The following is a 13,599-nucleotide window of genomic DNA, read 5'->3' as shown; positions in this document are numbered from 1 at the left end:
GTGCCGGATCGCCGAAATCACTGTTGGGCGGCGCAGCCGTTTACAGCACGAAATCATCCGCCGTCAGGCCGGTGACCCCGCCGACGCGGATCTCGGCGTCGATGGTGCCGTTGCCGTCGGCGTCGATCTGCACGATGGTCGACCCGGTGGCGGTTTCGTTCAGGCGCAGTTCGGGGTTGCCGGAGGGATCAAAGGCTGTGGTGCCCCGGAACTCGAACACGCCCGGCGACAGACCGGCCACCACGATCACATCCACGCCCTGTTCAAAGTCGAGGATCTGGTCGCGGTTGGCGCCGACCACCGTTTCTGCCAGCGACCGGAAGACAAAGTTGTCGACGCCGGTGCCGCCGGTCAGGAAATCGCGCCCCAACCCGCCGGCAAGGTCATCCTCCCCGGCGCGACCGCGCAGGATGTCGTTGCCGTCGCCACCTTCAAGGATGTCATCGCCGTTGCCGCCATCCAGCGTGTCCTCGTTATTGCCTCCGTCCAGAAAGTCGCTGCCGTCCTGACCGACGAGAATGTCATTGCCAAGGTTGCCAAAGATGGTGTCGTCCCCGGCATTGCCGTTCAGCGTGTCGTGGTTGGTGCCGCCGTCGATGTCGTCATTGCCAGCGCCGCCAAGGATCATGTCATTGCCGGTGCCGCCGTCCAGCACGTCGTCGCCGCCGCGCCCGACCAGCAAATCGTCGTCGCCGCCGCCGTCCAGGGCGTCGGCATTTTCCCCGCCGGCTAGCGTGTCGTTGCCGCTTTCGCCAAAGACGGTGCCATTGACCACGCCGCCGGTGCCATCGAACAGGTCGTTGCCGGCACCCATGAAGACATTGCCAATGATTTGGCCGGCGTTTCGGATGACATCGGTGCCACCTTCGATATCGACCGCATTGCCCGTTCCGATGCTCTCCAGAATGCCCGTGTTCAGAATACGCACGGTGTTGTCGCGGATGGATTGGATCGCCTCTGACCAACCAGTGATCGTCCCGCTGTTGGTGATCTGCAGCGCCGCAGCTGTCGCGATCGCAAAACTCGCTGCGTCGTCGCCACTGCCACTGATGTGGCCATAGTTGATCAGGATATGGTTGCCGAAAGCCCCGATGTCCTGGTCGACATCAATCGTATGGCCTTCGGAGGCAATCAGACCGGAATTGACGATCCGAAAGGTGCCCGCTCCAACATTGAGATCCAGCGCAGTGACGGAGTTGGCGGTGATCTCGCCGGTATTGATCAGGCGAAAATTGGCACTGCCGTCGGACTCGGTAAATTCGATCGCATCCGTGTTCGACGAATGGATAACCCCATGGTTAACCAGCTGTGCATGGGTGCTCACGTCCAGGTCGATCGTGCCTTGGCTGGGGTTTTCGGCATCGATCACACCGTCCTTGCCGTTGATCAGTTCAAAGACGCTGCCGTCCACATCAATGGCTGCAAAACCGCCACCATAGGCATAGATAAAGCCGTGGTTGGACACCCAGTTTGTGCCAGTTGTCACTGTGATTGCGTCACTGCCTGTAACGTAAAGTGTGCCGTCACGATCAATAAAGCCGCTTTCGCTGCCGATCAGCGTTTGGGCTGTTGTCGAAAAAGAACCAAGTCCAAAATTTGCCATACCTATAACTCCTGACTGGATGTGCGTTTTGGTCGACGATTTTTGGACCGCCTGGTGAAGATGCCCCCAACGCGTTGTTTTCAATAAATTTGTGCGGGCTCAAACAAGCCCGCACACGTGCATCAAAGAAAACGTTAACTAAGATGACAAATCCGCGCAACTTTTAAATTTCCCCTTGACAGGTGCCGAATTGCGACAATTTCGGGCCGGTGATTTGTGCCTTCGATTTGTCTGAACGGTTCTTTCCTTCCAGTCCTGTCAGGTCAGAACGCGCGCATTGTCCGCCGCGCGCGGCATTGCCGCTGCGCTGTCCGACCCCTTGGCCGCAGCCAGACCCGCTGCGGTCACGTTTTCAGGCGTCGCTTCGCCTTGTGCGGCCCATCCGGGTCAGAGGACAAAGTCATCCGCTGTCAGGCCGGTCACATTGGCGACGCGGATTTCTGCGTCCTGCGTGCCGTCGCCGTTGTTGTCCAGCAAAACGATGGTCGAGCCGCTGGCCGTCTCCACCAGCCGCAGCTCGGGGTTGCCGGAGGGGGCAAAGGCGGCGGTGCCGCGGAATTCGAACACACCCGGTGACAGGCCCGCCACCACGATCAGGTCCACGCCCTGTTCAAAATCAAGGATCTGGTCGCGGTCGGCCCCGATGCCCGCATCCGCCAGACTGCGAAAGACAAAGTTGTCCGCACCTTGCCCGCCGGTCAGGAAATCTTTGCCCTCGCCCCCGGCAAGATCGTCTTCGCCATTGCGACCGCGCAGGATGTCGTTGCCGGTGCCGCCCTCAAGAACGTCATCGCCATTGCCGCCGTCCAAAGTGTCATTGTTGGCGCCGCCGTCCAACACGTCACTGCCGTCCTGACCGACAAGGAGATCGTTGCCCGCGTCTCCGTTCAGCGTGTCGTCGTCCGCATTGCCGTTCAACGTGTCATTGTCCGCGCCGCCTTCGATATAGTCGTTGCCGGTGCCGCCCTGGATAAAGTCATTCCCGGTGCCGCCATCCAGCGTGTCGTCGCCGCTGCGGCCCACCAGTTTGTCGTCGTCCTCTCCACCGACCAGATGATCGGCCAGATTGCCACCGGCCAGCGTGTCGTTGCCCGCATTGCCCTGAACCTCACCAGTGGTGACCCCGTTGCCGAAACCGTGATAGGCGTCCGCGCCGCCGCCGAGGGTGACGCTGCCAATCTGTCCCGTGTTGATGACTGTATCGGCGCCACCTTGGAAACTTACCTGTCCGAAAATGGATCCGGAGTTCCTGACAGTGTTATCGTCGGATTCGAACACAACGGTTCTGCCCTCAGCCGAGGAGATGGTGCCGCTGTTTACCAATACGGTACTGCGCGTCAAAATGGTTGCGTTGGCTGTAGTCTGTCCGACACCACTCATGATCCCTGTGTTCAGAATGTAGGAATTGGTGCCCGCATGGAATTCGATGGTGCCTTGGGAGCCGTTCGCTGTCATTGTCCCATGGTTTTCGATCCGCGTATTTGTGCCTCCTCGAACATAAATGGCCGATTCAGTCTCTCCGTGGATGGTGCCTTCATTGACGATGGAGTTGTTCGCGCCAACCTCCTGAGTGATCCCGGTGAAATAGCCGTAGATGCTCCCCTCGGGGCCGACCCGCACCCGGAGGTTGTTCACGGCATCCGGAGCGGCGGGTAGGTAATTGAAGGCATCCACGCCATTTGCGCCCGTAACAATCGTGCCCAGAATGTTCACAGTGGCTTCGGACGTAATGGCGGCGTTGAATTGAATCGCATTGCCCATTGTCGTCAGCGTGCCGCCCGGCAGCAGGGTAAAGATATCTGTGTCGTTGACGGTCTGGGTGCTGGTTTCGTTGGAGATAACGGTAAAGGCCATGTATCAATGCTCCGCGATAAGCGCCGCCTGTTGGTGGCTGGGGTTAAACTACCGTTAACCTTTGCGCAGTTGCCGGTAGGTCGCAACCGGCGCGGTTTGAAATGACACTCTGGTGTCGAAATGGTGGCCTTCGCAAAATACTGATGGGCCAAGGCCTGTGTCGTGGCCGATTTGGCCATGGCTATTGGGCGGCGGTGCCGTGCTGGGGCGGCGGCGAAGGCAGTCGTTTTGACCAAAAAACCGACCCCGGAAAAGAAAAGGGAACGCCCCGCAGGGGGCGCTCCCGTGATTTGTCAAAGCCGGTGTTCCGGCGGCTTGCCTTAGTTCTTGGACTTGTCGACCATCTTGCCGGCGGAAATCCACGGCATCATGGCGCGCAGCTTTTCGCCGGTCTCTTCGATCTGGTGTTCGTCGTTGATCTTGCGCGTCGCTTTGAACGAGGGCTGGCCAACGGCGTTTTCCAGCATGAAATCGCGCACGAACTTGCCGGTCTGGATGTCGGTCAGAACCGCCTTCATCCGGGCCTTGGTCTCGTCGTAGGGCAGGATACGCGGGCCAGAGACGTACTCGCCGTACTCGGCGGTGTTCGAGATCGAGTAGTTCATGTTGGCGATGCCGCCTTCATAGATCAGGTCCACGATCAGCTTCACCTCGTGCAGGCATTCGAAATAGGCCATTTCCGGCTCGTACCCGGCCTCGACGAGGGTCTCAAAGCCCATGCGGATCAGTTCGACCAGACCGCCACAGAGCACCGCCTGTTCGCCGAAGAGGTCGGTTTCGCACTCTTCGCGGAAGTTGGTTTCGATGATGCCCGAGCGGCCGCCACCGATGGCCGAGCAGTAGGACAGACCGATTTCCAGCGCCTTGCCCGAGGCGTCGTTGTGCACCGCCACAAGGCAGGGCACGCCGCCGCCCTTGGTGTATTCGCCGCGCACGGTGTGGCCGGGGCCCTTGGGGGCCATCATGATCACGTCGACACCCTTGGGGGCCTCGATCAAGCCGAAGTGGATGTTCAGACCGTGGGCAAAGGCAATCGCCGCGCCTTCGCGGATGTGGTCCTTGACGTAGCGGTTCCATGTGTCGGCCTGAAGCTCATCGGGCATGGTGAACATCAGCACGTCGCACCATGCGGCGGCCTCGGAGATGCCCATGGTTTTCAGGCCTTCGCCTTCGGCCTTGGCGATGGAGCCAGAGCCTTCGCGCAGGGCAACGACGACGTTCTTGGCACCGCTGTCGCGCAGGTTCAGCGCATGGGCGTGGCCCTGCGACCCGTAGCCGAGGATGGCAACTTTCTTGTCCTTGATCAGGTTCACATCGCAGTCGCGGTCATAATAAACGCGCATGGGGCAGTCCTTCCGTGTCTTTTTTGGGATCGTGGTGTTGTTGTGGCGGGCACCCTACCGCCCGCGCGGTGAGAGTGGTTGCGTTTTTCAAGTATTTTCCCCAATAAGAAGAGAAATCATTCTCTAATCTTCAGACAGGCGGTGAAATCATGCTTGATGACGCGGATCGGCGCATCCTGCGCCACATGATGGCAGAACCAGAGATGACCGGTGGCGCGCTGGCCGAACGGGCCGGGGTGACGGCCTCGACTCTGGCGCGGCGGCTGGAGCGGTTGCGGAGCGCGGGCATCCTGAACGGCGTGCGCGGGGTGATCGACTGGCGGGCGCTGGGCTATGAGGTCGAGGTGTCCCTGCGGGTGACCCTGGACAAGACCCAGAGCCGGGCGTTCGACGAATTCATCGCCGCCGCGCGCAAGGTGCCCGAGGTGCTGGAGATCCAGACCTTTCTGGGACAGGTCGATGTGCGCCTGTCGGTGATCGCCCGCGACATGGGCCATTACCAGCGGCTGTACCGCGAGCACCTGCTGACCCTGCCGCATATCGCCGACATCGAGGCGCTGATGCATGTGGCGCGCGTCAAGGAACAAGAGGCGCTGCCGCTGTGATCGCTCTGGATGACATCGACCATGCGCTGGTGCGGGCCCTGGCCGAGGATGCAACCGCCTCTGCGGGGGCTTTGGGCCGGGATCTGGGGCTGTCGCAACCGGCCTGCTGGCGGCGCATCCGGCGGCTGCGCGAGGCCGGGGTGTTTCGCGGCGCGCGGCTGGATCTGGACGCGCCGGCGCTGGGCTTTGGCGTGACGGTCTTTCTGGGCGTCAAGCTGGCCACCAAGGGCCGCGTCAGCCTTGAGGATTTCGAACGCGCGGTCTCTGCCATCCCCGAGGTGCAGACGGTGGAACATGTTCTGGGCGCTTATGACTACCGCCTGCGGGTGGTGGCGCGCGACATCGCCGATTTTGAGCGCGTGCTGCGGCGGCGGGTGATGACGCTGCCCGGTGTCGGAAACATCGACGCCAATGTGCTGCTGAGCGAGGAACGGCGGCCCGGTCCTTTGTAGGGCTGCGGCGGCCTGACACAGTCACATCGCTTGCACGCTGGCGTGGGCGCGATAACACGGGATGTGAAATCAGGAGGAACCGCCATGGCCTTGCGCGACGATATCGACCCCACAGGGATGGAAGAATTCTCGGTCGTCTTCACCGACCGCTCGCTCAACCACATGTCCGCCACCTTTCAGCAGGTGATGCGCGACATCTCCGGCATGCTGAAAGAGGTGTATAACGCCGATGCGGTGGCCGTGGTCCCCGGCGGCGGCACCTACGGGATGGAGGCGGTCGCCCGCCAGTTCGGGCGCGGCGCGGACGTGCTGGTGGTGCGCAACGGCTGGTTCTCGTTCCGCTGGTCGCAGATCTTTGATGCGGGCGGCTTTGGTGGGGAAACCACTGTGATGAAGGCCCGGCGCACGGGCAACGCGGTGGACGCGCCCTTTGCGCCCGCCCCGATCGAAGAGGTCGAGGCCAAGATTGCCGAGGTCAAACCGGACGTGGTCTTTGCCCCGCACGTGGAAACCTCTGCGGGTGTGATCCTGCCCGACGACTATGTGACCCGGCTGGCAAAGGCGGCGCATGACGTGGGCGCGCTGATGGTGCTCGACTGCATCGCCTCGGGCTGCATCTGGGTCGACATGAAGGCAACCGGCGTCGACGTGCTGATCTCTGCCCCGCAAAAAGGCTGGTCCGCGACCCCCTGTGCCGGTCTGGTGATGCTGTCCGACCGCGCGCTGGCGCGGCTGGAAGACACCACATCGGACAGCTTCGCCGTGGATCTGAAAAAGTGGCACCAGATCATGAAGGCCTATGAGGACGGCGGCCACGCCTATCACGCCACCATGCCCACCGACGGGCTGCGCGCCTTCCGCGACACGATGGTCGAGACCCGCGACTATGGTTTTGCCAAGCTGAAAGAGGCGCAATGGGCGCTGGGCAGCGCCGTGCGCGCCATGTTCGCCGATAAGGGCGTAAACTCCGTCGCCGCCGAGGGGTTTGGCGCGCCGGGTGTGGTGGTCTGCTACACCGCCGATCCCGAAATCAAGACCGGCAAGGCCTTTGCCGCGAAAGGCATGCAGATCGCCGCAGGCGTGCCGCTGCAATGCGATGAACCGCCGGAATTCTCGACTTTCCGGATCGGGCTGTTCGGTCTGGACAAGCTCTATGACGTCGATGGCACCGTGGCGCGGTTGCGGAAGGTCGTGGACGAGGTTCTTTGAGGCGACCGGGCTGGGGGCGCTGCCCCCGGCTTCCGCTGGAAGCCTCCCCCGGGTGTATTTTGACAGAGAAGAAGCCACATCGTTCCGCGTTTCTTCTCTGTCCAAATACACCCGGGGGTGAATGCGCCAAAGGCGCAGAGGGGGCAGCGCCCCCTTTTCTTTGCTATCCGCGTGCGCCCAGACCAAGACGCATAAGCGAGGTGCGCACCGGTTTGAGGCTGTAGAGCGCGTCCAGACCCTTGGCGCGGATATCGCGCAGCGGTTCTGTCGAGAGTTGTGAGATCCGGTTGAGCGCGGTGATTCCGGCCACGCGGGCGCGGATATCGGCGATGCGGGCGCGGTGATAGGCGTCCAGCATCTGTCGGTCGCCCAGTCCCTCGGGGCGGTCCATCGCCAGATCGCGCAGCGCGGTCAGATCTTTCAGGCTCATGTTCAGGCCCTGCGCGCCGATCGGCGGGACAACATGGGCCGCTTCGGCGATCAGCGCGAGCCGTTGAGAGGTCAGCCGTTCGGCCTCTTGCGCGATGATTGGCCAGATCGTCCGGCGCGAGGCCAGTTTCAGCGGGCCGAAAAGCGTGCAGGAGCGGGCGGACATTTCCGCCTCAAAAGCGGTTTGATCCAGCGCGTAGAGACGTTCCGCCTTGGGTCCGTCCTCCATCCAGACCACCGCTGAGCAGGGTTGCCCGTCCAGATCGGGCAAGGGGACAAGGGTGAACGGGCCGCCGGTGCGGTGAACCTCTGTCGAGACGTTGCAATGCGGGATCGGATGGGTGACCGCAAAGGCCAGCGCCTTTTGCCCGAACCGCGTGGTCTTGACCCCGATCCCCGCCGCTTGCCGCATCGGAGAGCCGCGCCCGTCCGCCGCCACCACCAGCCGCGTGCGCAGCTTGCTGCCGTCGGACAGCGTCACGCGGGCCTCGCCCTCGCGGGTGAACAGGGCTGTCGTGGCAGTGCCGGTGCGGAAATCGACCTTGGCCAGTTCACCCAGCCGCGTGGCCATTTCGCGCCGGAGCAGCCAGTTGGGCAGGTTCCAGCCAAAGGGTTTGCCCGAGATGTCGGTGGAGTCGAAATCCTTGGTCACGCGGGGTTCGGCCACTGGCCCGCCCGCATCGACAATGCGCATGACCTGCAATGGCATGGCGTGGTCGGCCAGCCGGGGCCAGAGGCCGATCTCCTCCAGAAAGGCCTGGGCCGGTTGCAGAAAGGCCGTGGTGCGCAGGTCCGCGCCGTCGCCGTCGCGGGTTGTCACCGGCGGGGTCGGGTCCACACACAGGGTCGAGAACCCGGCAGATGCAAAGGCGGCGGTTGCGGTCAGTCCCGCGATGCCGCCGCCGGAAATGACAATGTCGTAGTCCATGCCCATGCCTCCGTTTTCCCGCAATCTAGGGTGCGACAGGGGCCGAGACCATGCGGCTTACTTGCCGATGCTGATGGCGATGAGCAGGATAAAGACCACCGGAACCAGCGCCAGCGCCGTCATGGCAAGGCCGGGCAGGCCCAAGAGCAGCGTCATGCCGGCGCCCACGGCGACCAAGGCCAGGGCGATCAGGAAATAGACCTTTTCGCCCGACAGTGGCGTTTTCGCGGTGTCGGCTGTGACAGGGGTCTCGACTGTTGACATATTCGCAACTCCTGATTTGTCGTGGCGTGGACATAGCATTTCAGCGCCGTGCGAACAGGCGCGAAATGCCGCATCTCAGCGGGCGCCTTGATGGGTCAGGTCCCGGCGCATCAGCGCAGCCGCCGCAGGAATCCCGCCAGGTCGTCGGTGTGGTGTTGGATATGCGGGGCGGGGGTGGCTTCGGGCGCGACATGGACCGTGCGCATCCCCAGGGCATGCGGGGCGGCGAGGTTTCGCGGGTCATCCTCGAACATCGCGGCCTCTGTCGGGTCCAGCCCGTCGAGGGCAAAGATCCGGTCATACGCCTCGGCGCGGGGCTTTGGCGTGTAGTCGGCGTGTTCGACGCCATAGATCGCGTCAAAGGCGGCCTCCAGCCCGCGCGCCTTCAGCACCTGCGCCGCATAGGGCGCGCTGCCGTTGGTGTAGACAATGCGACGGCCGGGCAGGGTGGCGATCAGTTCCGCCAGATGCGGGTCGGGGGTGAGCGCATCGAAAGAGATGTCATGCACGTCGATCAGGTAGTCCACCGGATCGACTTCGTGATGCGTCATCAGTCCGGCCAGCGTGGTGCCATACCGGGCCCAGTAGTCGCGGCGCAGGTGGGCGGCGTCCTCCTTGGCCAGGCCGGTGACGCGCGAGACATAAGCGTTCATCCGCGCCTCGATCTGGTCGAAAAGCCGGACGGCCGGGGAATACAGCGTGTTGTCCAGGTCAAAGACCCAGGCCCGTACGTGGGCAAATCTGTCCTTGGTCATGAAACCTAGCTAGGGTGATTCAGGGCGCGCGGCAATCCGCCCAGCTTGAACCGGCGGGGCCGGAGGCGCTATCGTGGCGCGGTGGACGCAGGGAGGGTTCGGATGCACGAGGTCAAATCGGCACAAAAAGATGCCTACACGATGATCCTCGAGGCGATCGATTCAGGCATTTACCGGCCCGGCGACCGTCTTGTGGAGAGCGAACTGGCAGAGCGTTTCGGGGTGTCGCGCACGCCGATCCGTGAGGCGTTGCAGCGGCTGGAGACGCAGTCTTTGCTGGCGCGGGACGGGCGGTCGCTGATCGTGGCCTCATTGGATCACAACCAGATGGCCGAATTATACGCCGTGCGATCCGAGCTGGAGGGGTTGGCGGCGCGGCTGGCGGCGCGGCATGCGACCGAGGAAGAGGTCATGGTGCTGCGCGACATGATCGAGGAGGATCGCGCGCTGCTGGCCGATCCGGCGGCGATGGCGCGGGCCAACCGGCGGTTCCACCGGATGATTCACCTTGCCTCGCACAATCGCTATCTGGTGCAGCAACTGGACCTTGTCTATCGGTCGATGGCCCTGATGGCGACGACCTCATTGGCGGCGGAGGGGCGGGGGGAGATCGCCTTGGCCGAACACGGCGCGATTGTCGATGCCATCTCGACCCGCGATGAAGAGGCGGCCTATCGGGCGCTGCGGGATCATATCTCTGTCGCCTTCATCACCCGGCTGAAACAGGACAATGCAGAGCATATGTCGGTCTGATCCAAAGGGCCTGTCCACGCGTGGACAGGCCGCGGCCTTATACAAATCAATGGGTTACAGAGACGTTTTTACCTGGCCTTAACCTTTGCCCCGGTCAGGTGTCGGGCGGCAGGTCCGCGCCCGGACGGTCGGGGGCAGAGCGGCCGTGCTGGGTCTTGTCCCAGTAGAACGGGTTCTTGATCGTCTCCCACAGGGCCTTGTAGATCGCCACCGTCCCCAGCGGGAAATAGGCAAAGAGCGTTGGCACCCATGGCATCAGAAAGCGGTGCGGGCTGCGCGCCAGCGCGGCCAGACCCACAAGGATCGACACCGCCTCGGCGCTGAGGAACACGGTGGTGAGGCCAAGGATCACCGGGCGGGTCAGATGCGCGTCCAAGGGATGCGGCAGGCCCATCAGGATCAGCCAGAAGGACCACAGCACCGGCGCAAGGGCGAACTGGACCAGCGTGGTCAGGAACAATAGCTGTATCCCGGCAAAGCGTTTTGGCCCCAGATCGCGCCACAACCGGCGCGGCTGGCGGGTGTGGACCCACCACGTGATCCCGTACCCCTTGAGCCAGCGCGACCGTTGCTTGATCCACGGCCAGAATCGGTTGTTGGCCTCTTCGCGCGTCACCGAGGGCATCAGGTGGGTGCGAAAGCCGTGGCGGGCCAGACGAACGCCCAGATCCGCATCCTCTGTCACGTTATGCGCATCCCAGCCGCAGACCTTTTCCAGCACCTCGCGGCGGAAAAAAACCGTGGTGCCGCCAAGGGGCACCACCAGCCCCAGACGCGACAGGCCGGGCAAAAGCACGCGGAACCAACTGGCGTATTCGATGGTGAAACAACGCGACAACCAATTGGCGCGCGGGTTGTAGTAATCCAGTATCCCTTGCAGACAGCCGACATCCGCAGGGGCCTCATGGAACTGGGCCACCACGCGGTCGATCTGATCCGGCGCGGGCGCGTCCTCGGCATCGTAGATGCCAACAATCTCACCCCGCGTGAAACGGTAGGCGTAGTTGAGCGCCCGCGGCTTGGTGGTGACACGGCCCGGCGGCACGGTGATGGTGCGCATCCACGGCGGCAATTCCGTGCGCGACAGTGTTTCGCGCGTCAGCCGGTCCTCGGCCTCCAGCACCAGAACCACGTCCAGCAGCGCCTTGGGATAGGTCAGCCGCGACAGCCGCGCGACCAGCGTATGGGCGATGTCCTGTTCGTGAAACAGCGGCACGAGGATCGACACCAGCGGCGGGTTTTCCGGCAGCCGCGCGGGGGCGGGGGACATGCGGCGGGGCAGGGCGGCAAGGGCGGCCAGCTTCATCAGTTGCGACAGGACCAGCGACCCAAGCGCCAGCGCCAGCGCGGTGCCGAACAAAAGCTGCGGCGCAAAGACCAGCAGCAGCAGGCAGATCGCGGCGGCGGCAAAGGCAAACAGCCGTCCGCGTGGCGTTGTCCGGTTCAGGTCGCGGCAACTGTCCTGCGCGGGCACCCATGTCTCTGCCGCCTTGGCCAGTCGCGCCCCGGCGCGGGCCGAGATCAACTGGTGAATATCCGCCTCCAGCGCCAAGGCCATGACCACCGGCCCGGTGTCGGGGGGCAGAAGCGGCAGCAATGCGGGAAATTCATCGGGACGCGCGGTGGCCAGCAACAGCGTGTCGCCCACCCGCATCCACGGCAGCACCCCGTATTCGAGGCAAAATTCCGGCGGCAGCAGGTCCATGACGGCGGGGTCGGGGGGGCTGTCGCCGCGTTTCAGCACCAGCGCGCCGAAATGTTGGGCCTGCGCGTCCAGCACATCCTCGCGCGAGGCGATGGCCTCGGCCACCACCACCTGCGGCACCGGCTGGCCGATGCGCGAGGCCTCTGCCATGGCGCCCAGCATGTCGGTCGGGGCAACGCTGCCCTCTTCCATCAGGATATGGCTGATGGGCTGACCACGGCGGGCCTTTGCCTGCGCCAGTTTGGCGGCGGCGAGATGGAGGCGTTGCTCCGACATACCCCTGTCCGAAAAACACAGTTAACAGAAGGTTTGCACAGAGATGGTAAACGAAGTCTTAACCGCGCTTGCGGGGGTGGCCGACTGTGGCGGCCAAACCCTTAACCGGGCGGGATTTTCCGGTCGACGGCGCGGTCAGGCCGCGGCCATGGAGGCGGCGAAGCGTTCAAACAGGTAAAAGCTGTCCTGCGGGCCGGGGCTGGCCTCGGGGTGGTGCTGGACGCTGAACACCGGGCGGTCGGCCATGCGCAGGCCGCAGTTGGAGCCGTCAAAGAGCGAGACATGGGTTTCCAGCACACCCTCGGGCAGGGACTGGCTGTCGACCGCAAAGCCGTGGTTCATCGAGGTGATTTCGACCTTGCCGGTCTCGACCTCCTTGACGGGGTGGTTTGCGCCGTGGTGGCCATGGTTCATCTTGATGGTCTTGGCCCCCAGCGCCAGCGCCAGCATCTGGTGGCCAAGGCAGATGCCGAAGACCGGCAGTTTCGCCTCATTCAACAGCCGCTGGATCATCGGCACCGCATAGGCGCCGGTGGCCGCCGGGTCGCCGGGGCCGTTGGACAGGAACACGCCGTCGGGCTGGTGCGCCATGACCTCATCATAGGTGGCGGTGGCGGGCAGCACGGTCACCTCACAGCCCGCCGAGGCGAGGCAGCGCAGGATATTGCGTTTCGCGCCGTAGTCGACGGCGACCACCTTGTGACGCGCCTCTGTCTGGCGCTGATAACCCTCGGGCCAGGCCCAGCGCATCTCATCCCAGCGATAGCTTTGCGCGCAGGTGACATCCAGCGCGAGGTCCAGCCCTTCGAGGCCGGGAAAGCCGCGCGCCGCCGCGACCAGCGCGTCGGTGTCGAAATTGCCGTCCGGGTCATGGGCCAGCGCCACATGCGGCGCGCCCAACTGCCGGATGGCGCGGGTCAGGCGGCGGGTGTCGATGCCACCGATGGCGATGCGGCCGCGCGCCGCCAGCCAGTCGCCCAGTTCCTGCGCGGCGCGCCAGTTCGAGCTTTGGGTCGGCATCCATTTCACGACCATCCCGGCGGCGACCGGATCGTTGGTCTCATCGTCGTCTGGATTCACGCCGGTGTTGCCGATGTGCGGGAAGGTGAAGGTGACGATCTGACCGGCATAGGACGGGTCGGTCATGATCTCCTGATAGCCGGACATGGCGGTGTTGAAACACAGCTCCGCCGTGGTCTGGCCGGTGGCCCCGAACCCGGTGCCATAGAAGAGCGTGCCATCGGCAAGGGCAAGGCAGGCGGTCGGGCGTGCGGAAGCAGCGGGCATGAGCAGATCCTCGATGGCGGCAAATTTGCCGGAACGTATTGCGCGGGGCTGCGCGGGTCAAGTGCTTGAGTAAAAACATAAATCGTTTGGTATCAGGGGGTTGGCGGAAATTGCTGCGCTTGCAACACCGCTGGGC

The 13,599-nt window shown here is 63.6% G+C and carries 12 protein-coding genes; 4 read left to right on the top strand and 8 right to left on the bottom strand.

Translation table 11 applies throughout. The features are described from left to right. Positions 1-40: 40 nt before the first annotated feature. The 3 genes from ACN0S5_RS09890 to ilvC form a co-directional block, all read right to left on the bottom strand. Entirely contained in the window at positions 41-1,603 is a 1,563-nt protein-coding gene (locus ACN0S5_RS09890; protein WP_417208017.1) for a calcium-binding protein, read from the bottom strand. Between the two features lie 387 nt (positions 1,604-1,990). Continuing rightward, on the bottom strand, positions 1,991-3,457 hold the full coding sequence (locus ACN0S5_RS09885; protein WP_417208016.1) for a calcium-binding protein: 1,467 nt from the start codon (positions 3,455-3,457) through the stop codon (positions 1,991-1,993). A gap of 320 nt (positions 3,458-3,777) precedes the next feature. After that, the gene (gene ilvC, locus ACN0S5_RS09880) at positions 3,778-4,800 is read right to left on the bottom strand and encodes a ketol-acid reductoisomerase (RefSeq protein WP_417208015.1); all 1,023 of its coding nucleotides are present in this window, start codon (positions 4,798-4,800) and stop codon (positions 3,778-3,780) included. 149 nt (positions 4,801-4,949) lie between these two features. Here ilvC and ACN0S5_RS09875 point away from each other — a divergent pair, with 149 nt between their 5' ends. The 3 genes from ACN0S5_RS09875 (at position 4,950) to ACN0S5_RS09865 (ending at position 7,066) form a co-directional block, all read left to right on the top strand. Beyond that, positions 4,950-5,405: an Lrp/AsnC family transcriptional regulator gene (locus ACN0S5_RS09875; protein ID WP_417208014.1), complete on the top strand. Its 456-nt coding sequence runs from the start codon at positions 4,950-4,952 to the stop codon at positions 5,403-5,405. Next, a complete protein-coding gene (locus ACN0S5_RS09870; RefSeq protein WP_417208013.1) occupies positions 5,402-5,857 on the top strand; it encodes an Lrp/AsnC family transcriptional regulator in 456 nt (151 codons plus the stop codon). The genes ACN0S5_RS09875 and ACN0S5_RS09870 overlap by 4 nt, the downstream gene beginning before the upstream one ends. Before the next feature lie 84 nt (positions 5,858-5,941). Then, positions 5,942-7,066 carry an aminotransferase class V-fold PLP-dependent enzyme gene (locus tag ACN0S5_RS09865; RefSeq protein WP_417208012.1) on the top strand — a complete coding sequence of 375 codons (1,125 nt, stop codon included), beginning with the start codon at positions 5,942-5,944 and terminating at the stop codon, positions 7,064-7,066. 163 nt (positions 7,067-7,229) lie between these two features. Here ACN0S5_RS09865 and ACN0S5_RS09860 read toward each other — a convergent pair whose 3' ends face one another. The 3 genes from ACN0S5_RS09860 to ACN0S5_RS09850 all read right to left on the bottom strand — a co-directional run bounded on the left by ACN0S5_RS09860 (position 7,230) and on the right by ACN0S5_RS09850 (position 9,442). Beyond that, entirely contained in the window at positions 7,230-8,423 is a 1,194-nt protein-coding gene (locus ACN0S5_RS09860) for a UbiH/UbiF family hydroxylase (RefSeq protein WP_417208011.1), read from the bottom strand. 57 nt (positions 8,424-8,480) lie between these two features. Continuing rightward, complete coding sequence (locus ACN0S5_RS09855) at positions 8,481-8,687, bottom strand: hypothetical protein (RefSeq protein WP_417208010.1); 207 nt, start codon at positions 8,685-8,687, stop codon at positions 8,481-8,483. A gap of 110 nt (positions 8,688-8,797) precedes the next feature. Next, positions 8,798-9,442, bottom strand: a complete 645-nt coding sequence (locus ACN0S5_RS09850) for a pyrimidine 5'-nucleotidase (protein WP_417208009.1) — start codon at positions 9,440-9,442, stop codon at positions 8,798-8,800. 102 nt (positions 9,443-9,544) lie between these two features. Here ACN0S5_RS09850 and ACN0S5_RS09845 point away from each other — a divergent pair, with 102 nt between their 5' ends. Continuing rightward, on the top strand, positions 9,545-10,195 hold the full coding sequence (locus tag ACN0S5_RS09845) for a GntR family transcriptional regulator (RefSeq protein ID WP_417208008.1): 651 nt from the start codon (positions 9,545-9,547) through the stop codon (positions 10,193-10,195). Positions 10,196-10,289: 94 nt separating this feature from the next. On the opposite strand, the gene ACN0S5_RS09840 is transcribed toward ACN0S5_RS09845, so the two are convergent. Both ACN0S5_RS09840 and carA read right to left on the bottom strand, forming a co-directional pair. Next, positions 10,290-12,176 (bottom strand): glycosyltransferase, encoded by a 1,887-nt coding sequence (locus tag ACN0S5_RS09840; RefSeq protein WP_417208007.1) that lies wholly within the window; start codon positions 12,174-12,176, stop codon positions 10,290-10,292. 135 nt (positions 12,177-12,311) lie between these two features. Beyond that, a complete protein-coding gene (carA, locus tag ACN0S5_RS09835; RefSeq protein ID WP_417208006.1) occupies positions 12,312-13,463 on the bottom strand; it encodes a glutamine-hydrolyzing carbamoyl-phosphate synthase small subunit in 1,152 nt (383 codons plus the stop codon). Positions 13,464-13,599 lie beyond the last annotated feature (136 nt).

The organism is Antarctobacter sp., assembly GCF_048262615.1.
GTDB lineage: Bacteria > Pseudomonadota > Alphaproteobacteria > Rhodobacterales > Rhodobacteraceae > Antarctobacter.
Note: the sequence above shows the minus strand (reverse complement) of the source record. Positions and strands in the feature narration are given on the sequence as shown.